Source organism: Streptomyces sp. NBC_01775, assembly GCF_035917675.1.
GTDB lineage: Bacteria > Actinomycetota > Actinomycetes > Streptomycetales > Streptomycetaceae > Streptomyces.
The window spans coordinates 5,838,256-5,864,791 of sequence record NZ_CP109104.1; the positions used below are offsets into that span (position 1 = coordinate 5,838,256).

Here is a 26,536-nt window from a genome sequence, read left to right on the forward strand (position 1 = left end):
GCACGGCACGCTGCCCGTGCCCGTGCCCCGTGCCCGTGCCGGTTCCGGAGAGGAGCACCTGGTGAGCTGGTCCGGACTCGTTCCGCGCCCTTCCGACGTCCAAGAGCGCGCGGGTGCGCCGTTCGTGTGGGGGAGCGGCACCGCGCTCCTCGCCCGCCCCGGCACGCACTCCGTCGCGCGCTGGCTGCGCGGCCAGGCCGCCCTCCCTTTCCGGGAGGGCGCGGACAACGACGCCGACCCGCCCCGCCGTGAGGAGGACCGACCCCGCCGTGAGGAGGACCGACCCCGCAGCGAGGAGGACCGACCCCGCAACACCGTCGAGCTGCGCCTCGACCGCGAACTGCCCGCCGGGTCCTACCGGCTGGACGTCACCGCCGAGCGCGCCCTGATCGAGGGCGGCGACGAGGCCGGGGTCTTCTGGGGCGTCCAGACCCTGCGCCAGGCACTCCCGCCCGGCGCGCTGCGCCGCGCGTCCACCGCGGCGGAATGGCACCTGGCCCCGGCCCGCGTCCAGGACGCGCCCCGCTTCGTCTGGCGCGGCCTCATGCTGGATGTGGCGCGGCACTTCATGCCGAAGGACGGGGTGCTGAGCGTCCTCGACCTGCTCGCCGCGCACAAGCTGAACGTCCTCCACCTCCACCTGACCGACGACCAGGGCTGGCGCGTCCAGATCCGCCGCTATCCGGCGCTGACCGAGGTCGGCGGCTGGCGGCCCCGCACGCGGGTGGGGCACCGCGCCTCCCCGCTGTGGGACGAGCGCCCGCACGGCGGCCACTACACCCAAGGCGACCTGCGCGAGATCGTCGCGTACGCCGCCGAGCGGCACATCACCGTCGTCCCCGAGATCGAGCTGCCCGGCCACTCGCAGGCCGCCATCGCCGCCTACCCCGAACTGGGCAACACCGACGTGGTCGACACCGCCGCGCTCGGCGTGTGGACCGACTGGGGTGTCAGCCCCCATCTGCTGGCCCCCACCGACGACACCCTCCGCTTCTACGAACACGTCCTGGAAGAGGTCCTCGACCTCTTCCCCTCCCCCTTCATCCACATCGGCGGCGACGAGACCCCCAAGGAGCAGTGGCGCGCCTCCGCCGTCGCGCAGGCGCGCCTCGCACAGGAGGGGCTCGTCGACGAGGACGCCCTCCAGGCGTGGATGGTGCGGCACTTCGACCGCTGGCTCGCCGCGCGCGGACGCCGCCTCACCGGCTGGGACGAGATCCTGGAGGGCGGCACCCTGGCCGACGGGCTCACACCCGGCGCCGTCGTCTCCTCCTGGCGGGGCTACGAGGGCGGCATCACGGCCGCCAAGTCCGGCCACGACGTGGTGATGTGCCCCGAGCACCAGGTGTACCTCGACCGCCGCCAGGCGCCGGGCGAGAGCGAGCCGATGCCGCTTGGGTACGTCGCGACCCTGCGCGACGTCCACGGCTTCGAGCCGGTGCCGCCGGAGCTGGCCGGCACGGAGCACGCCCGGCATGTGCTCGGCATCCAGGCCAACATGTGGACGGAGTGCGCGGAGAGCGCGCAGCGCGTCGACTACCAGGTCTTTCCGCGGCTCGCCGCGCTGTCCGAGGTGGCGTGGTCGGCGGAGGCGGGGGAGTACGCGGACTTCGAGCGGCGTATGGACGAGGCCCACTACGCCCGCCTCGACGCCCTCGGCGTCAATTATCGCCCCCCGGCCGGTCCCCACCCCTGGCACCGCCGCCCGGGCATCCCCGGCAGGCCCCTGGAATGAGCCCTTGCCCCTCCGCTGGATTGAGCCCCTGCCCCGCCGCCCGTCTCTCGCGGAGGCCGGTGGAGATCCCGGTCCCGGGCGCGTGGACCGAGCCCCTGTAATACAGCGGGCAAATGCGACGGGAGCCGCCCTCGTGTCGTGCCTCGGCCGAGATGTGCCAGAGTTGCCTAGTCCGGGCTGTGAGCACGTACCGTACGGCAGTGCAGCCGGGAGCCCGGGGATGTCGGGGAAGGGGCAGCTAGGTTGAGCACGCACGTACGGCACGCACCACACGGCGGCCAGGCCGCGCAGGCTGTGCCGTCTGTCATGCTGCCGACCACCCTCGACGAGGCCGTGTCGGCGCTCGCCACCGTGCCCGCCGCCGTTCCCGTGGCGGGCGGCACCGACCTGATGGCCGACGTCAACTCCGGCCAGCTCCGCCCCGCCGCGCTCGTCGGCCTCGGGCGGATCAGCGAGATCCGCGGCTGGTCGTACCAGGACGGGCACGGCGTGCTGGGCGCCGGACTGACCCACGCCCGCATGGGCCGCCCCGACTTCGCCGCGCTCATCCCCGCGCTGGCCGCCGCGGCCCGCGCCGCCGGGCCCCCGCAGATCCGGAACGCCGGGACCCTCGGCGGCAACATCGTCAGCGCCTCGCCCACCGGTGACACGCTGCCCGTGCTGGCCGCGCTGGAGGCCACGCTCTCCATCGCCGGGCCCGAGGGAGCGCGCCGCGAGCTGCCGGTGAGCCATCTGCTCGCGGGCATGGACATGCTTCAGCCCAGCGAGGTCGTCGGCTATGTGCGGGTGCCGCTGCTGCACGCGCCGCAGACCTTCCTCAAGGCCACGAGCAGGACGGGGCCCAGCCGCGCGCTCGCCTCGGTCGCCGTCGTGCTCGACCCGATGCGGCGCGGGGTGCGCTGCGCGGTCGGCGCCGTCGCGCCGATGCCGCTGCGCCCGCTGGAGGCCGAGCGCTGGATCGCCTCGCTCATCGACTGGGACGGCGAACGGGGGCTCGCCCCCGAGGCGCTGACTGCTTTCGGGGAGTATGTCGCGATGGCGTGCATCCCCGACCCGGTGCCGGAGGAGGGGCCCGACGGTACCCCTGGGCCCGTATCCGAGCTTCCGCCCGCGGCGCTGCACTTGCGGCGTACCGTGGCGACACTGGCCCGCCGTGGACTCGGGAGGGCTCTCGCATGAGCGGCACACCACACGACAACGGGAACGGGAACCGGAACGGGGGCGCGGACCCGCACTCAGGCGCGGGACCGCACGCGAACGTGAACGCGCACACGGACGAGAACGGATACCCGTACCCGGACGGGGACGGCTACCCGGGCGGGGGTGCGTACCCCGCCGGGGACGGTTACCAAAGCGGGGACGCGTACCAGGGCCAGGACGGCTACCCGGAGGCTCAGGGCGGCTACCCGGAGGCTTACGGGACGAACGCCGACCCTTATGCCCGGTATGACTCCTACGCGGAACAGGTCCCGTACGGGCAGCATGTGCCCAGGAGTTGGGGCGGCGGCGAGTACGACGCGGACGCGACCGGGTTCGTGCAGCTGCCCGCGGGCGGTTTCCCCGAGAGCGGCGTACCGCTCGCCGCGCCCGGCACGGGCCAGGGCGGCTACACCCCGCCGTCCATCGACCCCTCCGAACCGGGCGCGGGCAGTGCGCCCTTGACCCCGGCCGCGAGCACGGACCCCTCGGACACCGGCCAGTGGGTGATGCCTTTCGCGCCGGAGACGGCGCAGCCCGGTGCGGAGTTCGCCCAGAACTACGGCCAGAACCAGGGCCAGAACCAGGGCCAGAACCAGGGCTACGGCCAGGGCTATGGCGGGGACCCCGGTGCGGGCCGGCATGAACCGGAGGGCGAAGCGGAGCCCGGCCAGGGCGCCGGTCCCGGTCCCGGTCCGGATCCTGCCGCCGGTCTCGGCTCGGGCTCTTCGGCCGCCTCCGTGCTCGGGCAGGGCGCCGCGGCGGCGCTCGCCGGATCGCACGAGGCCCGCACCCAGCGCCGCCCGCTCGGTGCGGGCCCCGGCACGGGGGCGGGCGCCGCGCCAGGGACCGAGGGCACGGGCACGGGAACGGGCACGCCTGGTTCGGCCGCCGCGATCGGCGGGACCGACGGCGGACAGAGGCAAGGACAGGGACAGGGCGCCGCGCAGGGCCCGGGGGGCACGCTCGGCGCCGGCCGGCCGCTCGCCGAGGAGCCCGCCGTTGACGGGGGTTACACCCCGCCCTCGTCCGCCGCGCCGGTGCCCGCGCCAGGGCACCTGCCCGCCGCCAGCGAGTCGCCCGGACCCTGGAGCCCGACCCCGCCGCCCCCCGCGCCGCACTGGGGCGAGGCATCGGCGCACGCACCGCATCCGCACCCGGGGCCGGAAAGCCCCGACGCCTTCACCGGTCCTGGCCCGTTGCCGCCGCAACAGCCGGGCATGGTCTGGCCGTTCACGCCTTCGGAAGGCGGCCCCGCCGTCGGCTCCCTCGGCGCGCTCGACTCCACCGCACACCCTCAGACCCCCGGCGGGCCTGGCGTACCCGGAGCCTCCGGCGGGAACGCGCCCGCCCCGGCCGAGCTGCCGGAACAGCGCGACCGTTCGGCCGCCCCGCCCGAGCAGGACGTCCAGGGACCCTCGGGTGTCCAAGGCCCCCCGGAGGGACCTGGCTTCCCGGAGGGACCGGGATCCCCGGATGTCCAGCACCCCTCGGATGTCCAGCACTCCTCGGACGCCGAGGCCACGGACGAGAAGCTCGGTGCGGCCCCCCGGCCCGCCGAGTCGGCGCCCGCCCCTTCGGCGCCCACCGGGCTGCCGCCCGAGCGCGAGCAGCCGACTGCGGAGCCGCAGCCGACGGCGCAGGCCGAGCCGGGTGCGGACGGCCCCGTGGGTGGGCGCGTGGACGGCCCGGTGGGCGGGCCCAGGCCGGGCCTGATTCCCACGACGGCCTCCACTCCCGGCAGCGCGCAGCCTGTCGCGCAGCCGCCCTCCCCGGAGCCCGAGCCCGCGCCCGAGCCCGCGCCTGTCTCCGTCCCGGCAGCGGACGCCACCGGATCGGACGCCACCGGGTCGGACGCCGCCGAGGGGGCAGCCGGGTCCGGGACGGACGTCGGCCCCCAGGCCCCTGACGGGCCCGCAGAGGCGGACGCGGCCACGGACACCGAGGCGGACGCCGACGCGCAGGAGGAGGGGAAACCCGACGTCCCCGATGCGAACGCCGTTGCCGACGCGGAGGCGGACGCCGACACCGGAGAGGCCGACGCAGAAGAGGCCGGCTCCCACGAGGCGGACTCCCAAGAGGAGGACGCGTCGGCCGGTGACGAACACCCCCAGGTCTCCTACGTCCTGCACGTCAACGGGGTCGACCGGCCGGTCACCGGCGCGTGGATCGGCGAGTCGCTGCTGTATGTGCTGCGGGAGCGGCTCGGGCTGGCGGGCGCCAAGGACGGGTGCGCGCAGGGCGAGTGCGGCGCGTGCTCGGTGCAGGTGGACGGCCGGCTCGTGGCCGCCTGCCTGGTGCCCGCGGCCACCGCGGCGGGCAGCGAGGTACGCACCGTCGAGGGCCTCGCGACGGACGGCGTGCCCTCCGACGTTCAGTGCGCGCTGGCCGAAAGCGGCTCCGTGCAGTGCGGGTTCTGCGTGCCCGGTCTGGCCATGACCGTGCACGATCTGCTGGAGGGCAACCACGCCCCCAGCGACCTGGAGACCCGCAAGGCGATCAGCGGCAACCTGTGCCGCTGCTCCGGATACCGGGGCGTGCTCGACGCCGTCCGCACCGTCGTCTCCGAACGCGCCGCGAAGGCCGAGCGGGAGACGGCCGAGGCCGAGGCGCAAGCCCAGACCCAGGCCCAGGGGGCGGCGGCCGGCACCCCCGGCGCACCCGGCCCGCATCCGGAACACGCCAACGGCGTGTTCGGCAACGGCAACGCCGACAACGGCGGCAACGCCAACGGTGGTTACGAGACCGGCGCGTACCCCCGCGAGGCGTACCCGAACGGCGAGTACGGCGAGGCCCCGCACGAGGGCGGCCAGTACGGCACCGAGCAGTACGGCCAGGGCCAGTACGGCAACGAGCAGTACGGCGCCGACCAGTACGGCCAGGACCAGTACGGCCAGGACCAGTACGGCGGCAACGAGCAGTACCGCGGCAACGACCAGTACGGCGGTGCCGAGTACGGCAACGGCACCTACGGGGCGGACATCCCCCAGCAGACACGCCACCCGGACAGGGGCGCGTGATGCCGGCCGGACCCCCTCACCCCGCACCCACCCGGGCAACCGGCGTCAGCCCGAGCCCCACCCGCGTGAACCAGCCCCGCCCGCGTGACCGCGCCACCGCGCGCGTCCGAAAGGGCGGCGGGCACCAGCACAGAAAGGCGGCGGTATGACGGAGACGGCTGACGGCCACCCCGGCGCCGGCCCCGGCACGGGCTCCGGCGCCGCCTCGGCGACCCCCGCCGGAGGCGCCCCGCTGCCCCCGGGTTCGCGGAGCGCGCCCGAGCCGCACGGGCTCGGAGCCTCTGTCATGCCCACCGACGTCTACGCCAAGGCGCAGGGCACCTTCCCCTACGCGGCCGACCTGTGGGCCGAGGGGCTGTTGTGGGCCGCGGTGCACCGCTCCTCGTACCCGCGCGCCCGGATCGTGTCCATCGACACCGAACAGGCCGCCGCCATGCCGGGCGTGCACGCCGTCGTGACGCACGAGGACGTGCCCGGGGACTCGTCGCACGGCCGGAAGGTCGCCGACCAGCCCGCCTTCGCGCGCGATGAGGTGCGCTACTTCGGCGAGCCGATCGCGGCCGTCGCCGCCGACCATCCGGACACCGCGCGGCTTGCCGCCGCCGCCATCGCCGTCGAGTACGAGGTGCTGGAGCCGGTCAGCGACCCGGAGAAGTCCTTCGAGTCCGAGCCGCTGCACCCCGACGGCAACCTGCTGCGCCACATCCCGCTGCGCTACGGCGACCCGGACGCCACCGGCGAGGTCGTCGTCGAGGGCCTGTACCGGGTCGGCCGCCAGGACCCCGCGCCGATCGGCGCCGAGGCCGCGCTCGCCGTACCCCGCCCGGACGGGGGCGTGGAGATCTACACCGCCTCCACCGACCCGCACACCGACCGCGACCTGGCCGCGGCCTGCTTCGGGCTGCCGCCCGAGCAGGTCAAGATCGTGGTGACCGGGGTGCCAGGGGCCATGGGCGACCGCGAGGACGCCGCGCTCCAGGTCCCGTTGGGGCTGCTCGCGATGCGCACCGGCTGCCCGGTCAAGATCGCGCTGACCCGCGAGGAGTCCTTCCTCGGCCACGCCCACCGCCACCCCACCCTGCTGCGCTACCGCCACCACGCGGACGGCGAGGGCACGCTGGTGAAGGTCGAGGCACAGATCCTGCTGGACGGCGGCGCCTACGCCGACACCTCCTACGACGCGCTGGCCGCCGCCGTCTCGTTCGCCGCCGGGCCGTACGTCGTGCCGCACGCGGTGATCGACGGCTGGGTGGTGCGCACCAACAACCCGCCCTCGGGCCATGTGCGCGGCGAGGGCGCGATGCAGGTGTGCGCCGCGTACGAGGGCCAGATGGACAAGCTCGCCGAGCGGCTCGGCCTCGACCCGGCCGAGGTGCGGATGCGCAACGTGCTGGCGACCGGCGACCTGCTGCCGACGGGCCAGACCGTCACCTGCCCGGCGCCGGTTGCCGAACTCCTCAGCGCCGTACGCGAGGCGCCGCTGCCCGCGCTGCCCAAGGACGCGCCCGAGTCCGACTGGCTGCTGCCCGGCGGACCGGAGGGCGCGGGCGACCCGGCCGCGGTGCGGCGCGGGGTCGGCTACGCGCTCGGCATGGTGCACATGCTCGGTGCCGAGGGCACCGACGAGGTGTCCACGGCCACCGTCAAGGTCAGCGGGCCCGTCGCCACGGTGATGTGCGCGGCGGTCGAGGCCGGCCAGGGCTTCGACACGCTTGCCCGGCAGATCGTGCAGGAGACCCTCGGTATCGACGAGGTGCACATCGCCTCCGTCGACACCGACCAGCCGCCCTCCGGCGCGAGCGGGCGCGGCCGGCACACCTGGGTGTCGGGCGGCGCGGTCGAGCGCGCGGCGAAGATGGTGCGCACCCAGCTGCTCCAGCCGCTGGCGGCGAAGTTCGGGATGTCCACGGAGCTGCTGTCCATCGCGGACGGCAAGATCACCTCGTACGACGGGGTGCTGTCCACCACCGTCGTGGAGGCGCTGGAGGGCAAGGAGCTGTGGGCGACGGCGCAGTGCCGCCCGCATCCGACCGAGCCGCTGGACGAGTCGGGCCAGGGCGACGCCTTCGTCGGCCTCGCCTTCGCCGCCGTACGCGCGGTGGTGGACGTCGACATCGAGCTGGGCTCCGTCCGCGTGGTCGAGGTCGCCCTCGCGCAGGACGTGGGCCGCGTCCTCAACCCCCGGCAGCTGCGGGCCCGCCTGGAGGCGGGCGTCACCCAGGGCATCGGCACGGCGCTCACGGAGCACCTGCGGGTCGCCAAGGGCGTGGTGCGCCACCCGGACCTGACGGCCTACGCGCTGCCGACCGCGCTGGACACCCCGGACATCCGCATCGTGGAGCTGATCGAAGAGCGCGACGTGGTGGCCCCGTTCGGCGCCAAGGCCGCCTCGTCGGCCCCGGTCGTCACCACCCCGTCGGCAGTGGCGGCAGCGGTGAGAGCCGCCACCGGCCGCCCCGTCAACCGTCTCCCCATCCGCCCCCAGGCGGCGGTGGGCGCGGCGCAATAGGTCCTGCGGGATCTTTCCGCCGCCGCGGCGCGCGACCACATCGGACAGGGCCCGGCGGGAGGCAGGAGCACCGGCCGGGCTCACTCGCTCAGGAAGTCCTCCACGAGCGGGCGCAGCATCTCCGGCTCGTCGATCCACGGGTAGTGGCCCACGCCGTGCAGAGGGCGCAGCCGCGCGTGCGGGAAGCAGGCCGCCACCACCTCGCCCGACTTCATGCCGGTGATGGCGTCCAGGTCGCCCGTGACGACCAGCACGGGGGTGCGCACCGTGCGCAGCCTGCCCAGCAGCGCGAGCCGCTCGTCCTCGCCCACGCCCTGCCAGAACGCGGCGCGCGGCACCGGGTTGAGCTGTTCGCCCTCGTCCGCAGCGTGCTCCTGCTGCGGGAGCTCCCAGCGCCCGTACGCCATCGGTGCCGCGCGCAGCAGGAGCCCGCGGATCTCTGCCAGATCGGTGGCGTGGGTGAGGAGCTGGACGGCGACGTAGGCGTCCTCCCACCAGTCCTCGTCCGCGGCGCGTGACTCGAAGATCTGCCGTGCGTCGTCGGGGAGTTGGCCCTGGAGGCGGGAGCCGGGGTTGAGCAGCACGAGGTGGCTGAGGCGGTCGGCGTAGCGGGCCGCGTACGCCTGCGCGGTGGCCGCCGCCGCGTCGTGCGCGAGGAGCGCGAAGCGGTCCAGGCCCAGGTGCGCGCGCAGCGCCTCGAGGTCCTCGGCGTGCCGGGTGAAGACGTAGGCGCCCAGATCGTCGGCGGGCGGCGAGTCTCCGGTGCCGCGCGCGTCGGGGATCACCAGCGTCCGGTAGGCGCCGAGCCCGCCCAGGTCTCCCAGATAGGCGGCCTCGCGCGCCGGGCCGCCCGCCAGGCAGACCAGAGGCGGTTTGCCGGATGTGCGGTGGGCCCCGGAACCGGCGGTATCGGCGGTGTCGGCGTCCCGGACGCGGTAGGCGAGCTGTGCCCCGTCGTATGAGGTGAAGTGCGGCATAGGTGCAGTTTGCCGCCAGGGATCAGGTTGGTGTGCAACCAATGGTGGTTCTCGTGTGTCTGTTGTGTCGTACGTGCAGAGAGCAGTAGACGTACGCCCATCGCGCGCTCCGGGTTCCGCCGGACGGGCCGACCCCCCGTCACGCGCTGCCGGATTCCCGCGCGTCGACCAGCAGGAGGACAAGTGCGTCAACGGACCAACGCGTCAGCCATCCGCACCGTCGCACGCGCAATAGGCGTGTCGGCGCTGGTGGCGGGCACCACGTTCGCCGCCGTGGCACAGGCGGGCGCCGTGCAGCACGAGGGGAAGACCGCCGCACCCGCGGCGAAGGCTGCCAAGGCGCCCAAGGCCGACTTCAACGGTGACGGCTACGCCGACACCGTCAGCTCAGCGCCCAAGGCGACCGTCGGAGGGAAGGAGGAGGCCGGCTACGTCACCGTCTCCTACGGCTCCGCCAAGGGCGCCAGCACCACCCACCGCCAGCTCTTCAGCGCCAACACCGCGGGCGTGCCCGGCGACGCGTCGGTCAACGGCCGCTTCGGCGAGCAGAGCGCGGCCCGCGACTTCGACGGCGACGGCACCACCGACCTCGCCCTCACGGACGACGGCAAGGTCCTCATCCTGTGGGGCGCCAAGGGGCAGACCCTGAAGGCCGCCGCTGCCGACGACGGCGGCGCCGAGGTGCCCGGCGTCGACTCGGTGCGCACCCTGGCCGCGGGCGACTTCAATGGTGACGGCAAGGCCGACCTGGCCGTCGACGGCAACGACAGCGGCGTGGACCTGCTGTACGGCGGCTTCGGCCGCGACGGCAAGCCCGCCAAGACCGGCAAGGTCGAGCCCGGCCACGACTTCGGGCCGGACAAGGTGATCGCGGGCGACGTGACCGGCGACGGCATCGACGACCTGGTCACCACCCACTCCTTCGAGGAGATGTCCGAGAAGAGCGCCTTCTTCAAGGGCTCCAAGGACGGACTGGTCAGCAAGCCCAAGGCCATCGACGACGCGGAAACCGGCGTGATCGCCGACGTCAACAAGGACGGCTTCGGCGACATCGTCCTCCGTACCGTCCCCGGCGGCGTGGTGGAGAACCTGCCCTACGACCACGGCACCCTGAAGGTCCTCTACGGCACTGCCGACGGGCCCGGCACCAAGACCTCCACGCTCACCCAGAACAGCGCGGGCGTACCCGGTGCCAACGAGGAGGGTGACGAGTTCGGCAAGTCCCTCGCCGCCGGTGACGTCAACGGCGACGGCTACGCCGACATCGCCGTGGGCGCGCCCTACGAGGACATCGGCAGCGGCGCGGCGGGCAAGGACGCGGGCGCCGTCGTCCAGCTCCTGGGCGGCAAGGACGGTCTGACCGGCGCCGGTGCCAAGAACTGGGACCAGGGCTCGGAGGGCGTGCCCGGTGCCGTCGAGGCCGAGGACCGCTTCGGCTCGGCGGTCTCCCTCGGCGACACCGACAACGACGGCCACGACGACCTCGCGATCGGCGCGGACGGCGAGGACGGCGCGGGTGCCGCGGCGAAGGACGCGGGTTCCGTGTGGGTCCTGCGCGGCACCACGAGCGGCCTGACGAGCAAGGGCGTCGTCTCCTACGGCCCCAAGACGCTCGGCGGCCCGGAGGGCAACGCCGCTCTGGGCACCTCCTTCGCCCGCTGAATCTCTGCGTGGGCGGCCCGCTGATCCTTCCGAGGGCGGCATCGGCCGAACCCGCCACGGGCGGCATCCGCTGACCCGCCGTAGCACCGCGGGAAACCTCGTGCCCCCGCCCGCCCCCGAACCGGGGCGGGCGGGGGCACGCTCGTTGCGGGTGCGGGTGCGGGTGCGGGTGCGGGTGCGGGTGCGGGCGTGGGCGCGGGCCGGGGGCCGGGGGCCGGGGAGCGGCGGTGGGTGATCCGGTGCTTGGTGAACGGGTGGGGGTGGGCCGGTGGCCAAGGGGTTTTTCCGGGCGGGCAGTTGGGGTTTCGGCGGGTGGTTCGCGAGGTGTCGACCTGGGGTTCGAGGCCCCCTCGGGGCCGAAAGCCCCCTGGCGCGACTGGTGTTGATGTGGCGTCAGTTATCAACTGAGGGTTCGGACGCGCGTAGATATCATTGTCATGCCCCAACCACATCGCTAGTCTGGCCGGGCTCGTGGCGCCCAGCTCCACCCCATCGGCCGTCGGTGTGCACTCGTCGGCCTGTCCCCCCACCACCCTCGGGAGCAGCCATGTCCTCAGTCACCAGCAAGTGGAAGACCGGCCGGGTACCCGCCGTGGCGGCGGCGCTGGCCGTGCTCGCATCAGGTGCCCTCCTCGTCACCGGTACCTCGGCGACGGCCGGACCGCCCGATTCCGACCCCACGATGAACGATTCCTTCGCCTCCGCGGCCAAGGAATTCGGCGTCCCGCGCGACGTGCTGGCCTCCCTCGGCTACAGCGAGACCCACTTCGACGGCCACGGCGGCAAGCCCAGCCAGGCGAACGGGTACGGAGTGATGCACCTGGTCAGCAACCCCGCACAGCACACGCTGGAGAAGGCGGCGAAGCTCACAGGTGAGCCGGTGGCGCGGCTGCGCAAGAACACGGACGCCAACATCCACGGCGGCGCCGCCGTGCTGCGCGCCTACGCCGACCAGCTCGGCATGGACGCGGCCGAGCGCAGAGACATCGACGCCTGGTACCCGGCCGTCGCGCGCTACAGCGGCGCCAAGGGATCGACGGCGCGGCTGTACGCCGACTCCGTCTACTCCTTCCTCGCGAAGGGCGTACGCGGTCGGGCCCCCGGCGGCGAGCGCGTCTCGGTGCCCGCGCGGCACGTCGCCCCCGACAAGGCGAAGGTCGCGAAGTCCGGGCCCCGGGTGCAGAGCCCGGACTACCCCGACGCGAAGTGGGCCGCCGCCCACGGCAACAACTACGCCTCCGGCCGGAGCGCGAAGCTCAACAAGATCATCATCCATGTGACCCAGGGCTCCTACGCCGGCACCATCAGCTGGTTCCAGAACCCCGACGCGCAGGTCAGCTCCCACTACGTGGTGCGCTCCAAGGACGGCCAGGTCACCCAGATGGTGCGCGACGGGAACACCGCGTACCACGCGCGCAGCGCCAATGCCTCCTCGCTGGGCATCGAGCACGAGGGCTTCGTCGACGACGCGTCCTGGTTCACCGACTCCATGTACCGCTCGTCGGCCAAGCTGACCCGGCACCTGGCCAAGAAGCACGGCATCCCGGTGGACCGCAAGCACATCATCGGTCACAGCGAGGCCCCCGGAAACGACCACACCGACCCCGGCAAGCACTGGAACTGGGACAAGTACATGAAGCTCGTCAAGGGCTGAGGTCCGGTCCGGAACGGGTCGGCGGCGCAGAACCGCGAGAGCGCGGCCCGGGGGACGGACGGCGAGTGCGCCGGTCCGTCCGCCGGGCCGCGTCGCCGTTCCCGGGAGCGCGGTGGACGGTGAGCTGCCCGATCGCCGGAAAGCCCTGCCGGAAAAGCCTTGGTGGAAGGGCGCCCGGAGTGGTTACAGTCCGAGGCTGTCCGTACGGGAGTTCGGGAGGTCCAGGTTGCGGCGCAATGGTCAGGTGCTCGTCTTCGACGCGGACGACACGCTGTGGGAGAACAACGTGCTCTTCGAGCGGGTGATAGCCGACTTCCTGGACTGGCTGGAGCATCCCACCCTCGACAAGCTCCAACTGCGCGCCGTCCTCGACGACATCCAGAGAGCCAACGCCGCCGCCCACGGCTACGGCACCCAGATGCTGTTGCGCAGCCTCGCCGACTGCGTCGAGCGGCTGCGCGACCGGCCCGCCACGGCTGAAGAGAGCGACGCGATAAGGGAATTGGCGGCGCTGCTCATCGACCATCAGGTGGAGCTGATCCCCGGAGTCGCCGAGACCCTCGCGGCGCTCGGCGAGCGCCACGAGCTGCTGATGCTCACCAAGGGGGATCCGGACGAGCAGCGGCGCAAGGTCGACGCCTCCGGGCTCGCGTCCCGTTTCCGGGCGATCGGCATCGTCCGGGAGAAGGACGAGGAGACCTACCGCGCCTTCCTCCAGACCCACGCGCTCACGCCCGTCACCTGTTGGATGATCGGCAACTCGCCGAAGTCGGACATCCTTCCGGCCCGGCGCGCGGGAATGAACGCCGTCTTCGTTCCCCACCCCCACACCTGGGCCCTGGAGCACGGCGAACTCGACCCCGACGACGAGCGGGTGCTGCGGCTGCGGACCTTCCGCGAGCTGCTGGACCACTTCTGACCCCTCCCGGAGGGCGGCGGAGGAGAGCAGCACGTGAACAGCGCCGAGGAGAGCAACACATGAACAGCACCAGCACCAGCACCAGCAGCAGCACCAACACCACCAGCACCAGTCCCGGCACCGCGCCGTCCGAACGTCCCCGGGACCGGGCGCTGACGGCACCCACCGTCTCCTGCGTGTTCGTCTGCCACGACGGCGCGGGGCGGATCCTGCTGGCCCGCCGCAGCGCCGGTGCGCGGGACGAGCCGGGGAGCTGGGACACCGGGGCCGGTGCCCTCGAACACGGAGAGACGTTCGAGGAAGCGGTGCGGCGGGAGGTCCGCGAGGAGTACGCCACCGAGGCCCGCACCATCGAGACCCTCGGCGTCCGCAACATCCTGCGCGGCACCCCCGTCTCCCACTGGGTCGCGGTGGTCTTCGCCGTCGAGGTCGACCCCGGCCGGGTCGCCATCGGCGAGCCTCACAAGTTCGACGCGCTCGGCTGGTTCACCCCGGACGAGCTGCCCGAACCCCCGCATTCGCAGCTCGCGGAGACGCTCGCCCTGCTCCCCGCGCGCGGACGCTGGGCGGGACGCTAGGCGCGGCTCGGAAGAGAGAGACGGGCAGCCCAGGGGCGGGTCCGGGGCCCAACTGGTCGGCCCCAGGCACCTCTTGCCCCCGCCCAACCCCTCGGGCAGGATCGCTGTCGGTGACGGCCCTGCCACGAAATGCCGATGGACGGTGGGGCAGGACGGCCTGGACGGCAAGCGGAGACGGGGGCGCCGTGGGGGACAGGACGCAGGACGGCGCGCAGCCGGGTGACGTGATCGAGGGCCGCTGGCGATTGGTGCGGGTCCTCGGCGAGGGCGGCATGGGCCGTGTCTGGAAGGCGCACGACGCGCGGCTGGACACCCATGTGGCGCTCAAGGAGCTGTGGCTGCCGTCCGGGCTGCCGCCCGGGGAGCGCGAAGAGCGGCTGCGGCGGGCGGAGTTCGAGGCGCTGAGCGCGGTCCGGCTGCGGGATCACCCGCACGTCGTCACGGTGCACGACGTGGTGGTGGTGGACGGGCGGCCGTGGATCGTGATGCAGCTCGTCACCGGCGGCACCCTGCACGAGCGGCTGGCCCGCGGCCCGCTGCCGCCGCGCGCGGCCCGGCGGCTCGCTGTGGCGCTGCTGGACGCGCTGGAGGCCGCGCACCGGCAGAACATCGTGCACCGCGACGTGAAACCGGCCAACGTCATGGTGACCGACGACAAGCGCGTCCTCCTCACGGACTTCGGCATCGCGGCCTCGGGCACGGAGAAGGGCGCGGCCGGGGCCGCGACCGCGGCGGGCGCCGTCCTCGGCTCGGCGCCCTACCTCGCACCCGAGCGTGTCCAGGGCCGAGGGGCGACCGCGGCCAGCGACCTCTTCGCGCTCGGCGCGACGCTGTTCGAGACGGTGGAGGGCACCTCCCCCTTCGCCCGGGACACCTCGGCGGCCTCGCTGCACGCCGCCGCGTACGAGGACCCGCCGCCACTGCGCCGCGCGGGCGCGCTGGCCCCGCTGATCACGGCCCTGCTGGCCAAGGACCCGAAGGCCCGCCCGACGGTGGCGGGTGCCAGAGCGCTGCTCCCGGCGGACACCGCGGACACCGCGGGCCCCGGCGGCGAGGCCGCGGACGGCGAGGAGACGGCGGAGGAGGGCGGCGAGCGCCGCGTAACCCCCAACGGGACCCGGCTGTTGACCTCCGTCCACTCCCCGCCCCCGACAGTCGTCACCACTGCCGTCGTCAAGGTCCGCAACAAGGCGTCGGTGCCTGTCCGCGTGTTCATCGCCGGTCAGGACCGCGGCAAGGTGGCCCCCGAGACGACCGGCAGCTTCCGCGCCCCACCGGGCGTGCACACCGTCCGGACGCGTATCAAGGGCGACGAGTCGGCCCCCCGGACCTTCCGCATGGAGGCGGGCGTCACCCTCCGCCTGGTGGCCCGCCGCCTGGGCGGCAAGCCGGTACTGGAGCGCGCGGACAAGGCGAAGGAGAGGAAGGAGCAGCAGCGGACGCGGGCGAAGCGGCCGGCGCAGGCGAAGCCGGCCCGGCCCAAGCCGCAGGCGCAGGGGAAGCAGCCAGGCGTCAAACAGTCCGCGGCCGTGCCGAAGCCACCGCCGTCCAAGGCGTCCGGCAGCAGCACGCCTGCCGGCAAACCCGCCGGAGCCGACAGTTCGTCCTCCGGGGGCGGCTGCGCCGTGCTCGTGGTGGGGGCCCTGATCCTGGGGCTGCTGCTCTACACCGAGAACGCGGAATTCTCCGGCGACCTCAGCCAGTATCTGAACTCCCCCGCCGAGAAGGCGGACGTCGGCGACTGTCTGCACTACGGCTCCTGGAAGAAGGACGACAAGCCCTGGCACGAGTGGGTCGAGGTCCCCTGCTGGTCGGCGGCGGCCACCTACAAGGTGAGCAGCAGGCTCTACGGCCCGTCCCGCACCAGCACAGGCACCGGCACCAGTTCAGGCACCAGCACCGGCACGGACCTCGGCTCCGGCACGCCGACGGGCTGCGCCCTCACCTCCCAGCGCGTCGAACTCTCCTCCGTCACCCTGTGCGCCACGCGCAAGGTGGGCTAGGCCCTTCTCAAAGAACGCCCCTGGGGAGTGTCGTCGAAGTCCCGCCGGGCAGACGGGACTTCGAAGACACGACCTAGGTCCAGCGGCGGAGGAATACCCCGCCCCCGGGTAGGAGCCAAAGGCGAGTTGTGCCTCTTACCTTGGGGGCATGGCAGCGAACGAGGAGAGGGTCCCGGGGGACGCCCGGGTGGAGGCCGTACCGGTGCCGGGCGCACCACCCGGCCCGGGTGTCACGTCTGTAACGGGCAGCCCTCCCGCATCGGAGGTCACACCGACCGCACCGCCCACGGAGTCGGTGCTGAGCCGCCCCTACCGGGCGCTGACGCTCGGCATCGTCTCCGTCGTGCTGATGATCGCCTTCGAGGCGACGGCCGTGGGGACGGCCATGCCCGTCGCCGCCGACGAGCTGAACGGCATCTCCCTGTACGCGTACGCCTTCTCCGCGTTCTTCACCACCGCCATCGTCGGCATGGTCGGCTCGGGCCAGTGGTGCGACCGGCGCGGTCCGCTGCCGCCGCTGGCGACCGGCATCGTGGGGTTCGCGGCCGGGCTCGTGCTGTCCGGCACCGCCGTGACGATGTGGATCTTCGTACTGGGCCGGGCCGTGCAGGGCGTCGGCGGCGGGCTGGTGATCGTCGCGCTGTACGTCACCGTCAGCCGGGCCTTCCCCGAACGGCTGCGCCCCACCGTCATGGCCGCGTTCGCCGCCTCCTGGGTCGTGCCCTCCGTCATCGGTCCGCTCCTGTCCGGGACCGTCACCCAGCACCTGGGCTGGCGCTGGGTCTTCCTCGGCATACCCGTGCTCGTCCTCCTGCCGCTCGTGGTGATGCTGCCGCCGCTGCGGCGCAAGGCATCCGGGCCGCCCGAGGGCGCCGCGCCGGGGCCCGGTGACGGCCGACGCATCCGGCTCGCCGTCGTCGTGGCGCTGGGCGCCGGGCTGCTCCAGTACGCCGGCCAGGATCTGCGCTGGATCGCCCTGCTGCCCGCCGCGCTCGGGATGGCGCTGCTCGTGCCGTCCGTACGGACGCTGCTGCCGCGCGGCACCGCGCGTGCCGCGCGCGGGCTGCCCGCCGTGATCCTGCTGCGCGGCATGGCGGCCGGGGCGTTCATCGTCGCGGAGAGCTTCGTCCCGCTGATGCTGGTGACCCAGCGCGGGCTGTCGGTCACCATGGCGGGGCTCACGCTCGCGGCGGGGGGTGCCTTCTGGGCGCTGGGCTCCTTCGCGCAGTCGCGGCCCGGCCTGGAGCCGCACCGGGAGCGGCTGGTGCGCACCGGCATGGTGCTGGTCACCTTCGCCATCGCCTATTCGCCGCTGGTGCTGGTCCACTCCGTTCCGGTGTGGACGCTGGCCCTCGCCATGGCCGGCGGCTGCCTCGGGATGGGCCTGGTCATCTCCTCGCTGAGCGTGCTGATGCTGCGGCTGTCGGCGCCCGAGGAGGCGGGCCGCAACTCCGCCGCGCTCCAGCTGTGCGACGGGCTGTCCAACGTGCTGCTGCTCGCCGTGACCGGTGCGCTGTTCGCCGCGCTCGGCGGGGGGTCGGTGAGCGTGGAGGAGGGCGCTCATGGGGCCGCCGTGGACGGCGCCCGGCCGGGCGCGTTCGTCGCTGTCTACGCGGTGTCCGCTGTCGTCGCTCTCATGGGGGTGGGGGTCGCGGGGCGCCTGCGTTCGGCACCGCCGGGAGGGTGATCCAAAAGCTGGGGGAGGGGGCATGTCGTGAGGAGCCAAAATCTGCTTATGGTTCGGGGATGTTCGACTCGCGGCACATCAAGACCTTTCACGAAGTGGTGCGCGCAGGCTCGTACTCCGCCGCCGCGCGGGCCCTCGGCTACACCCAGCCGGCGATCACCCAGCAGATGAAGGCACTCGAACGGTCCGTGGGCTCGCCCCTGTTCGTGCGCGTCGGGCGGCAGATGCGGCTGACCGAGGCGGGCGAGACACTGGCCCGGCACTCGGAAGTGATCCTCGACAGCATCAGCACGGCCCAGCAGCAGATGGCCTCGCTCACCAGGCTGCGGGCGGGGAAGGTCAGCGTCTGCGCCTTTCCCAGCGCCGGCGCCACCCTCGTGCCCGAGGCCCTCGCCCGGCTCGCGGCCGGGCATCCGGGCGTGCGGGTCGAGCTCCAGGAGGGCGAGCCGCCCGAGTCGCTGCGCAAGGTGGTGCGCGGGGAGTGCGACATCACACTCGCCTTCACCTATCCAGGGCTGCACGAACAGGTGCCGCCCGAGCTGGTGGAGTTCCCGCTGCTGGAGGACCAGCTCACCGTGCTGCTGCCGACCGGGCATCCGATGGCCCGGCGCCGCGCCGTCAAACTGGGCGAACTGGCCGACGAGCGCTGGATCGCGGGCTGTCTGCGCTGCCGCGCCAACTTCCTGCACGAGTGCGCCGAACTCGGCTTCGCGCCCGACATCGTCTTCACCACCGACGACAACCTCGTGGTGCAGAGCCTGGTCGCCGAGGGGCTGGGCATCGCGATGATGCCGGGCCTCGTGCTCTCCTTCCTCGTCCACCAGAAGGTCACGGGCCGCGCTCTGGACCCCGCCTCCCGGCGCCAGGTGTCCGCGTACGTCCTGCGCGAGCACCTGGAGATACCCGCGACCGCGCTGGTGCTGGACGCGCTGCGCGCGGTGGCCGAGCGCCGGATCGGCTGCTGAAGGCGGCACGCGGCCGGCCGCCTTCGGCGTGTCCGGCGGATCTTTCTGTTGCCCTGCTTCCTGGTGTGCTGAGCGGGGGCTGCCCCTGGCTGTGTTGTGCAGGGTGCGGGTGGGTCTTGGGCTGGGCGCGCAGTTCCCCGCGCCCCTTCCGGGCGCCCGGGTGCAGGGACGCCCTGGCACACGCAATCCATAAGCACGGGGCGCAGTCAGCCCAACAAACCGTCGTTGGACGTGATATGTGACCGGCGCCACGCTGCCGGTATGGCTGCGACGACCGAGACCTCACCCGCCCCCACGGCGCCCACGACGGGGCGCCTGCGCACCCTCGTCGAGGACGTACGCGAGGCCGTCGGCCGGGGGCTGCCCCCGGATGTGACCGCCTACCTGGTGGGCGAGAAGCTCGCGCCGCACCTGGGCGCCGAGGGGCTGCTCACCCCCGCCCAGCGCGAGCCCGACCCCGAGTGCTACCGCCAGCACCTGCTCCACGCCGAGAGCGACGGCAGCTTCTCCGTCGTGGCGCTGGTCTGGCTGCCGGGTCAGGGCACCTCGATCCACGACCACGTCTCCTGGTGTGTGACCGGCGTCCACCAGGGCGAGGAGCACGAGCGCCGCTACCGGCTGCTGCCCGCCGAGGCCGCCGGCGGGAGCGCGCGGCTCGTCGCCACCGAGGACGTGGTCAACCCGGCCGGCTCGGTATGCGGTTTCGCGCCGCCCGGCGACATCCACCGGGTGTGGAACGGCTGCTACGACGACACCGTCGCCGTCTCGCTGCACCTGTACGGCGCCGACATCTCACGGCTCGGCAGCAGCGTCCGCCGGGTCTACGACCTTCCCGCCGACGCCTGATGGCGCTGCTGGGGGAGCGTGTCCGGTCCTCCCGGGCCACGTCCTCCCGGGCCACGGCGCCCGGCACGGGGCCCGGCGGCGGGCGCGGTAGCGCGAACGGGCCCGTCGGCACGTCCGCGCGCAGACCCAGCAGGCTGCCGGGGCTGGCGCTGGCGGCGCTCGGCGTCGTCGCGGCCTCGGCCGTGCATCTGCTGGTGCCCGCCGTGCCGATGCTGACGGCCGCCGTCGTCCTGGGCATCGCCGCGGCCCATCTGCCCGGAATCCGGGGCCTGGTGCACGGCCTGGCACGCCCCGGGCTGACGCTCGCCGGGAAGCGGCTGATGCGGCTCGGCATCGTCCTGCTCGGCCTCAAGCTCGGCCTGAGCGACGTGCTCGGGCTCGGCTGGGCGACGGTCGCGATGGTGGCGGGCGTCGTCACCGCGACGTTCTTCGGCACCGTATGGCTGGGCCGCAAGCTCGGCCTCAGCGGCGACCAGCCCGTCCTCATCGCCACCGGCTACTCGATCTGCGGGGCCTCCGCGATCGGCGCCGTCAGCGATGTACGCGGCAGCGAGGAGCGGGACGTCGCCACCTCCGTCGCCCTCGTCACCTTGTGCGGCACGCTCGCCATCGCCGCCTTGCCCCTGCTGCACCAGCCGCTGGGGCTGGACGACGGGCAGTTCGGGCGCTGGGTCGGCGCCGGTGTCCACGACGTGGGCCAGGTCGTGGCCACCGCGCAGACCGCGGGGCCCGACGCGCTCGGACAGGCCGTGCTGGTGAAGCTGGTCCGCGTGATGGCGCTCGCGCCGCTGGTCGCGGCGATGGTGGTGGCCGTACGCCGCCGGGGAAGCGCGGACGCCGTCCCCGGCCAGAAGCGACCCCCGCTGGTGCCGCTGTTCGTCCTCGGCTTCCTGGCGATGGTCGCCCTGCGCACGACCGGCCGACTGCCCGGCACCGCGCTGGACGGTGCGGCCTGGGTGCAGGAAGTGCTGCTCGCCGCCGCGCTGTTCGGCCTGGGCAGCGCCGTCCACCTGCCGTCCCTGGCGAGAACGGGCGGCCGGGTCGCCGCACTGGGCCTGTGCTCCTGGATCGTCATCGCGGCGGCGTCGTACGGCGGGGTACTGCTGACGACGTGACGGCGTGACGGCGTGACGACGTGACGGCGTGACGGCATCGCCACTTTCGGGCGCCGTACCGCGGTCACCGATCTGAATCAGCGCCACCCGCTGGACGTGATCGTCGTAGTAGCGCCGGCCGCTGGGGGACCTGGTGCTGACCAGCAAGCCCACGGAAGCAAGACCGGTGGTCTTCCCCTGGATGTCTGCGGCGCATGCCATGATCCGGTCTCATGAGTGACCGTTCGCTGTCGTCTGCCTGGCTGGCCTCGTGGATGAGCAGGGTCTCAGGCGTACTGACGGCGATGACAGACGAGTTCGAGCGTCGGCACGGGTTTCCCCCGGGCACCAATCGGGTCAGGTCGGCCGACCACGGCGACCAGGTGGCGGCTCGTGCTCTGGCCCAAGTGGAGCGCGTCCCCGCTGACCTGCTCACTTTCTACGACAGCGTCGGTGACGTCACCTGGGAAGACGTCGGCAACGGCTACTTCGTCGAGCCGGTACGTGAGGTCCTCCTCCGGCTCAAGGAATACGGCACTGTCGGCATCGGCGCAGGCCAGGCGACTGGCGGCTTGGTCATCGGCTCAGACGGTGGCGGACTGTGTTACGTCACGGGCCCCGACGGGGCGGTTCACCGGACGCGGACAGCGACGCTGGACGAACCCGAGCTCGACAAGGTGGCTGGTGACCTGCGGCAGTTTCTGGAGCGGCTGGAGAAATCCCTGACGCGGTTCGTGACCGACGGCGGGCCGGGGTACCTGTAGGAGCCGTTCCCGGCACCTCTTGTGTCAGTCGTTTTCACACGCGCTGCCGCTTGCTGAAGTCAACGAAATCCGACCAGGCGGTCGGCGGGAAGGCCAGGGTGCCGCCTGCCCGGTCCTTGGTGTAAAGCTCGATCTCGCGTGGCTGGGTGACGGAGAACTCCGCCGAGTAGGTTTCGACGAGCACGAACTTGTCGTCGAACATGGAGAATGAGTTGCCGGGCCAGATGGCGAGTCGAGCAGATCTCGGGATGGGGCCCAGGCTCAGCCTCGGGAGCCGCATCGCGGTCATGAGGCGGTCGAGCTGGCCTTTCATCACTTCCGGTCCGCCGAAGTTGGTGTAGAGAGCCTGCTCGGCGAGCAGCACATTGAAGATCAGGTTGCCCTGGTACGTCGACCTGCATGAACAGGTCGTTGGCGAAGACCTTCCAGCCTTGGATGACGTAGCTGTCCTGGTCGGTGGCGTACACGGTGGGGCTGTCTCCTGGGGTGGAGTTCTTACCAAGGAGCCGTGGCTTCATGGCTGCTCTCCCGTCCGCTCCTTGCGCAGGTTTGCGCGACATAACGATGGCCGAGGCGACGTTCGAGGCGGTCAATCGACTTGCTGCAAACTCGCGCAATCGCCTTGGGACTTGGAACCGCGGCGGTCTACGTTCATCCCTGCGTCCTCGTGATGCCGCGCCGTCAGGCCTGGTCCACGCACTGAGCCTTGGCGGGTTGAGGAGAGTGCTCCGGTCTGGTCGTCTCCGAACTGGTCGGCAACGCGGTCCAGCACAGCGGAAGTCGAATGATCCGAGTCGGCATCGTCCGCCTCGGGTCAGACATCGTGCGGATCTCCGTGTCCGACAAGTCGACGGCAAACCCCCGTCCCCCAAATGGCTGCCGAGGAGGCTTGGGTGACCGGGACGTGTGCCCTGCTGCCGCCGCGACGGCACCCCGGCCGTCTGCATCGGGCCGGCGGCCTCCAACGGGATGCATGCCCCCTTCATTCCTGTGAGGGAGGTATTGCCGAACTGGCTTACATGGTCTGGGAGTACTTCACCTCGGAGGGTCCCTACTCCCGTTTCACTCCCGCCTCTCCGGCATGCTGACCGGCTTTCCCGGACTTGCGTTATCGCCGCAGAGGCGGATTCACCCCCGCCCTGGTCGTTCCCCGATTCATGGACAGGTCGAGATGGCCTGGGCGGGTCCACTCGCGTCAACCTCGGGAAGGAATCACTGTGACAGCACTCAGCGAAGAGCGGTCAACCCGGCAGAACACCGAGTTCGAACATGGCTCGTCCTCGGATTCGAGGCCGTTCAGGCACGGTCGTCGGACTTCACACCTGGTTCACCGGACCTGTCCTCAGTCCTGGGCGTACTCGACCAGCTCTGGGAACTTCCACTGCCTCCCGTGGCGCGCGACTGGCCGGAGACGCGATGGAACCGATTCGCCCGCGATGGCGAGTCCGAAGTGTTCCGTGGGAACACACTGCTGCATACCGACATCGCCCCGAGCAACGTGATCATCGGAGAGGGGCGTGCGTGGGCGGTTGACTGGGCCTGGCCGACACGCGGCGCGGCCTTCATCGACCCCGCCTGTCTCGTCGTGCAACTGGTGGCCGCCGGCCACTCGGTGGCGCGGGCCGAGGCATGGGCTGCTGAGTGCCAGGGTTGGGCGACTGCGGATTCTGCGGCAATCGACGCGTTCGCCCTCGCTGCCTTGCGCATGTACCAATGGCGGGCAGACAGGTCCCCCGAGGCGATCCGGGTCGGGGACAGGGCTCAGGCCGCGCGCCAATGGGCTGTTCACCGGAACGTAGCGCCCACGGACTGAACCAGCGCGGCCCCTTTCCGCCGCGCTGGGCTCCCGGTCCTGGACCGTCAGCGCGGCGGCGTCGTACGGCGGAGTGCTGCCGGTCACGTGACGGACCTGCGACCGTGTGCATGCGCCCATTTCAGGCCGTGCGCATGCGCCCATTTCGTCCTTTTCTGATTCCTTGTTTCTCATCGGGAGTTCAGTCGAAATGATCCGGAGAGTATTTCGGGCCTCCATTGGAATCGGCGTACCTGGTTATGGCAGGCTCCGAGTGTTCAAGAACGTGCCGCACGCGCACGAAAGTTGAAGGTCGCCGGATGCCGCGCGACCTCCTTGCGTCCGCTTTTCCCGCGGTGCTGTCGGGATCCACCAGTCATGACGGGATTTCTCGTGCGGAAAAACGCTTCACTTGTCGTCGGTGCCTCCGTGGTGCTCGCACTCACGCTGACCGGCTGCGGCGACGACGACGTCAAGGCTTCCAAGGCGCCGGAGAAGTCCGCGCAGGACAGCCACGCCAAGGACAAGGACAAGGCGAAGGACCCGTCGCCCAGTCACAGCCCCAGCAAGTCCGCCAGTCCTTCCGCGCCCCCGAAGCCCAAGCCCACCAGGGCCGCCAAGTCCCCCGGCACCAGCGGTACGAGCGGAGGCAACTCCGGCGGCGGGCGCGCGAGCAAGCCCGGCACCACGCCGGGCGGCTCCTCGTCCACCGGCGGGAGCGGTGCCGGGGCGGCGAGCGCCCAGGGGAACTGGTACTACCCGTACCGCCTCAACGGGAAGACCCTCGCCCTTTCCGTCAGCGGCACCAGTTTCACCATCACGGTCTCCCCCTCCGGCAAGAGCTGTTCCGGGACGATAAGTTCCAGCCTGCGGATCGCCACCACGTGCAAGGGCGAACCCAGCAACGGCCAGGCAGTGATCACCGAAGGGGGTCAGAAGATCTCTCTCAACTGGGACAACGACAAGCCGGACCAGTTCGGCCGCGCCAAGCCCCAGTGAGGACGGGCTGACGGCGCTGGCCGTCGGCCCCGCTCCCGCCCCCGGTAAGGTTGCGGCGGCTGTGCCCGACCAGGGCAGTACCCGACCCGCGTACCGGAGACCGTGACTACCACCCCCACCACCCCCAGCAACAACACCCACCTGTCCCCCGCCTTCCCTGGCCGCGCCCCCTGGGGTACGGCCAGCAAGCTGCGGGCCTGGCAGCAGGCGGCGATGGACGCGTACCTGGAGAAGCAGCCGCGTGACTTCCTCGCCGTCGCGACGCCGGGCGCGGGAAAGACGACGTTCGCGCTGACGCTCGCGAGCTGGCTGCTGCACCACCACGTCGTGCAGCAGATCACCGTCGTCGCGCCCACCGAGCATCTGAAGAAGCAGTGGGCCGAGGCGGCGGCGCGGGTGGGGATCAAGCTGGACCCGGACTACAGCGCGGGCCCGCTCAGCAAGGAATACCACGGCATCGCGATCACGTACGCGGGCGTCGGCGTCCGCCCGATGCTGCACCGCAACCGCGTCGAGCAGCGCAAGACCCTGGTCATCCTGGACGAGATCCACCACGCCGGGGACAGCCGCTCGTGGGGCGAGGCGTGCCAGGAGGCGTTCGAGCCCGCGACCCGGCGGCTGGCGCTGACGGGTACGCCGTTCCGCTCGGACACCAACCCGATCCCGTTCGTGGAGTACGCGGAGGACCGCGAGGGCATCCGGCGCTCGGTCGCCGACTACACCTACGGGTACGGCGACGCGCTCGCCAACGGCGTCGTGCGGCCCGTCATATTCCTCTCCTACAGCGGCAACATGCGCTGGCGCACCAAGGCGGGCGACGAGATCGAGGCGCGGCTCGGCGAGCCGATGACCAAGGACGCGATCTCCCAGGCGTGGCGCACCGCGCTGGACCCGCGCGGCGAGTGGATGCCCGCCGTGCTGCGCGCCGCCGACCGCAGGCTGGCCGAGGTGCGCAAGGCCGTACCCGACGCGGGCGGCCTCGTCATCGCCGCCGACCAGGACTCGGCCCGCGCCTACGCCAAGCTGCTGCGCGAGATCACCGGCAGCGGCCCCACCGTCGTCCTCTCCGACGACACCGGCGCCTCGCAGCGCATCGAGGACTTCCGCCACAGCGAGGATCGCTGGATGGTCGCGGTGCGCATGGTGTCGGAGGGCGTGGACGTGCCGCGCCTCGCGGTCGGCGTGTACGCGACGACCGTCTCCACGCCGCTGTTCTTCGCCCAGGCCGTCGGCCGCTTCGTCCGCTCCCGGCGGCGCGGCGAGACCGCCTCGGTCTTCGTGCCGACGATCCCCACGCTGCTGACCTTCGCCAACGAGATGGAGGTCGAGCGCGACCACGTCCTCGACAAGCCCAAGAAGGGCGACGAGGACGATCCGTACGCCGAAGAGGCGGATCTCCTCAAGGAGGCGGAGCAGGAGAAGGACGAGGACACGGGGGATCAGGACCAACTCCCCTTCGAGGCGCTGGAGTCGGACGCCGTCTTCGACCGGGTGATGTACGACGGCGCCGAGTTCGGCATGCAGGCGCACCCGGGAAGCGAGGAGGAGCAGGACTACCTCGGCATCCCCGGGCTGCTGGAGCCCGACCAGGTGCAGATGCTGCTCCAGAAGCGGCAGGCCCGGCAGATCTCGCACAGCAGGAAGAAGCCCGACGACGAGGCCGACCTGCTGGAGGTGCCGGCCGACCGGCGTCCGGTCATCACGCACAAGGAGCTGCTGGAGAAGCGCAAGCAGCTCAACACCCTGGTCGGCGCCTATGTCCACCAGAGCGGCAAGCCGCACGGTGTGGTCCACACCGAGCTGCGCCGGGTGTGCGGGGGGCCGCCGAGCGCGGAGGCGACGGCGGGGCAGATCGAGGCGCGGATCGCCAAGGTCCGCGAGTGGGCCACGCGCATGAAGTGAGCTGCCGGTGTGGCCGCTCGCCGCGACGCCGCAACAGTCACCGATCCGCCGGACAGGCAACTGTTTCCGGGATGTTTCGGCTGACAAGGGGCGTCCGGCGACCGGATTCTGGACAAGCTCTTCCGGTCAGCGGTGCCGCTCGCTAAGTTTCCCGTCACACTCGCCCCGCGGCGTTCCTCGTCCCGGGCGGAGCCGGTTCCTCGTTAGCACGCAATGCCCCAGCTTTTGCCAGT

Annotated in this window: 18 protein-coding genes and 1 pseudogene; 17 read left to right on the forward strand and 2 right to left on the reverse strand. The window is 72.5% G+C overall.

Features of this window, described 5'->3' with window-relative positions; genetic code table 11:
- Positions 1-58: 58 nt before the first annotated feature.
- The 4 genes from OHB04_RS26010 to OHB04_RS26025 all read left to right on the forward strand — a co-directional run bounded on the left by OHB04_RS26010 (position 59) and on the right by OHB04_RS26025 (position 8,461).
- Positions 59-1,735 (forward strand): beta-N-acetylhexosaminidase, encoded by a 1,677-nt coding sequence (locus tag OHB04_RS26010; RefSeq protein WP_326692907.1) that lies wholly within the window; start codon positions 59-61, stop codon positions 1,733-1,735.
- Positions 1,736-1,978: 243 nt separating this feature from the next.
- Positions 1,979-2,914: an FAD binding domain-containing protein gene (locus OHB04_RS26015; protein WP_405803866.1), complete on the forward strand. Its 936-nt coding sequence runs from the start codon at positions 1,979-1,981 to the stop codon at positions 2,912-2,914.
- Positions 2,911-5,952, forward strand: coding sequence for a 2Fe-2S iron-sulfur cluster-binding protein (locus tag OHB04_RS26020; RefSeq protein ID WP_326690066.1), 3,042 nt, complete (start codon positions 2,911-2,913; stop codon positions 5,950-5,952). Before OHB04_RS26015 ends, OHB04_RS26020 begins: the two co-directional genes overlap by 4 nt.
- Before the next feature lie 145 nt (positions 5,953-6,097).
- Positions 6,098-8,461 carry a xanthine dehydrogenase family protein molybdopterin-binding subunit gene (locus tag OHB04_RS26025; protein ID WP_326690067.1) on the forward strand — a complete coding sequence of 788 codons (2,364 nt, stop codon included), beginning with the start codon at positions 6,098-6,100 and terminating at the stop codon, positions 8,459-8,461.
- 80 nt (positions 8,462-8,541) lie between these two features.
- On the opposite strand, the gene OHB04_RS26030 is transcribed toward OHB04_RS26025, so the two are convergent.
- Positions 8,542-9,438: an alpha/beta fold hydrolase gene (locus tag OHB04_RS26030; protein ID WP_326690068.1), complete on the reverse strand. Its 897-nt coding sequence runs from the start codon at positions 9,436-9,438 to the stop codon at positions 8,542-8,544.
- A gap of 183 nt (positions 9,439-9,621) precedes the next feature.
- Between OHB04_RS26030 and OHB04_RS26035 the strand changes: the two genes are divergently transcribed.
- From OHB04_RS26035 to OHB04_RS26080, 10 genes and pseudogenes are all read left to right on the forward strand, one after another.
- Complete coding sequence (locus OHB04_RS26035) at positions 9,622-11,100, forward strand: FG-GAP and VCBS repeat-containing protein (protein ID WP_326690069.1); 1,479 nt, start codon at positions 9,622-9,624, stop codon at positions 11,098-11,100.
- A gap of 547 nt (positions 11,101-11,647) precedes the next feature.
- A pseudogene (locus tag OHB04_RS26040) lies at positions 11,648-12,751 on the forward strand (N-acetylmuramoyl-L-alanine amidase); the annotation flags it as partial.
- Between the two features lie 229 nt (positions 12,752-12,980).
- Positions 12,981-13,673 carry an HAD family hydrolase gene (locus OHB04_RS26045; RefSeq protein WP_326690070.1) on the forward strand — a complete coding sequence of 231 codons (693 nt, stop codon included), beginning with the start codon at positions 12,981-12,983 and terminating at the stop codon, positions 13,671-13,673.
- A 59-nt stretch (positions 13,674-13,732) separates the two neighbouring features.
- Positions 13,733-14,251 carry an NUDIX domain-containing protein gene (locus OHB04_RS26050; protein ID WP_326690071.1) on the forward strand — a complete coding sequence of 173 codons (519 nt, stop codon included), beginning with the start codon at positions 13,733-13,735 and terminating at the stop codon, positions 14,249-14,251.
- A 185-nt stretch (positions 14,252-14,436) separates the two neighbouring features.
- The gene (locus OHB04_RS26055; RefSeq protein ID WP_326808430.1) at positions 14,437-16,254 is read left to right on the forward strand and encodes a serine/threonine-protein kinase; all 1,818 of its coding nucleotides are present in this window, start codon (positions 14,437-14,439) and stop codon (positions 16,252-16,254) included.
- A gap of 148 nt (positions 16,255-16,402) precedes the next feature.
- The gene (locus OHB04_RS26060; RefSeq protein ID WP_326808431.1) at positions 16,403-17,941 is read left to right on the forward strand and encodes an MFS transporter; all 1,539 of its coding nucleotides are present in this window, start codon (positions 16,403-16,405) and stop codon (positions 17,939-17,941) included.
- A 59-nt stretch (positions 17,942-18,000) separates the two neighbouring features.
- Complete coding sequence (locus tag OHB04_RS26065; RefSeq protein ID WP_326690074.1) at positions 18,001-18,906, forward strand: LysR family transcriptional regulator; 906 nt, start codon at positions 18,001-18,003, stop codon at positions 18,904-18,906.
- Positions 18,907-19,167: 261 nt separating this feature from the next.
- Positions 19,168-19,752: a cysteine dioxygenase family protein gene (locus OHB04_RS26070; RefSeq protein ID WP_326690075.1), complete on the forward strand. Its 585-nt coding sequence runs from the start codon at positions 19,168-19,170 to the stop codon at positions 19,750-19,752.
- Positions 19,752-20,867, forward strand: coding sequence for a YeiH family protein (locus OHB04_RS26075; protein WP_326690076.1), 1,116 nt, complete (start codon positions 19,752-19,754; stop codon positions 20,865-20,867). Before OHB04_RS26070 ends, OHB04_RS26075 begins: the two co-directional genes overlap by 1 nt.
- A gap of 212 nt (positions 20,868-21,079) precedes the next feature.
- The gene (locus OHB04_RS26080) at positions 21,080-21,610 is read left to right on the forward strand and encodes an SMI1/KNR4 family protein (RefSeq protein ID WP_326690077.1); all 531 of its coding nucleotides are present in this window, start codon (positions 21,080-21,082) and stop codon (positions 21,608-21,610) included.
- Positions 21,611-21,644: 34 nt separating this feature from the next.
- Here OHB04_RS26080 and OHB04_RS26085 read toward each other — a convergent pair whose 3' ends face one another.
- A complete protein-coding gene (locus tag OHB04_RS26085) occupies positions 21,645-21,974 on the reverse strand; it encodes a DUF397 domain-containing protein (protein WP_326690078.1) in 330 nt (109 codons plus the stop codon).
- A gap of 1,026 nt (positions 21,975-23,000) precedes the next feature.
- On the opposite strand from OHB04_RS26085, the gene OHB04_RS26090 reads away from it, so the two are divergent.
- The 3 genes from OHB04_RS26090 (at position 23,001) to OHB04_RS26100 (ending at position 26,303) form a co-directional block, all read left to right on the forward strand.
- The gene (locus OHB04_RS26090) at positions 23,001-23,423 is read left to right on the forward strand and encodes a hypothetical protein (RefSeq protein ID WP_326690079.1); all 423 of its coding nucleotides are present in this window, start codon (positions 23,001-23,003) and stop codon (positions 23,421-23,423) included.
- 408 nt (positions 23,424-23,831) lie between these two features.
- The gene (locus OHB04_RS26095) at positions 23,832-24,401 is read left to right on the forward strand and encodes a hypothetical protein (RefSeq protein ID WP_326808432.1); all 570 of its coding nucleotides are present in this window, start codon (positions 23,832-23,834) and stop codon (positions 24,399-24,401) included.
- A 102-nt stretch (positions 24,402-24,503) separates the two neighbouring features.
- A complete protein-coding gene (locus OHB04_RS26100; RefSeq protein WP_326808433.1) occupies positions 24,504-26,303 on the forward strand; it encodes a DEAD/DEAH box helicase in 1,800 nt (599 codons plus the stop codon).
- The last annotated feature ends 233 nt before the right edge of the window (positions 26,304-26,536 follow it).

Excerpts from the sequence above, each read along its gene's own strand:
- OHB04_RS26070 (WP_326690075.1), top strand. The coding sequence starts at position 19,168 with ATGGCTGCGACGACCGAGACCTCACCCGCCCCCACGGCGCCCACGACG.
- OHB04_RS26030 (WP_326690068.1), bottom strand. The coding sequence starts at position 9,438 with ATGCCGCACTTCACCTCATACGACGGGGCACAGCTCGCCTACCGCGTC.
- OHB04_RS26075 (WP_326690076.1), top strand. The coding sequence starts at position 19,752 with ATGGCGCTGCTGGGGGAGCGTGTCCGGTCCTCCCGGGCCACGTCCTCC.
- OHB04_RS26080 (WP_326690077.1), top strand. The coding sequence starts at position 21,080 with ATGAGTGACCGTTCGCTGTCGTCTGCCTGGCTGGCCTCGTGGATGAGC.
- OHB04_RS26025 (WP_326690067.1), top strand. The coding sequence starts at position 6,098 with ATGACGGAGACGGCTGACGGCCACCCCGGCGCCGGCCCCGGCACGGGC.
- OHB04_RS26065 (WP_326690074.1), top strand. The coding sequence starts at position 18,001 with ATGTTCGACTCGCGGCACATCAAGACCTTTCACGAAGTGGTGCGCGCA.
- OHB04_RS26020 (WP_326690066.1), top strand. The coding sequence starts at position 2,911 with ATGAGCGGCACACCACACGACAACGGGAACGGGAACCGGAACGGGGGC.
- OHB04_RS26050 (WP_326690071.1), top strand. The coding sequence starts at position 13,733 with ATGAACAGCACCAGCACCAGCACCAGCAGCAGCACCAACACCACCAGC.
- OHB04_RS26060 (WP_326808431.1), top strand. The coding sequence starts at position 16,403 with ATGGCAGCGAACGAGGAGAGGGTCCCGGGGGACGCCCGGGTGGAGGCC.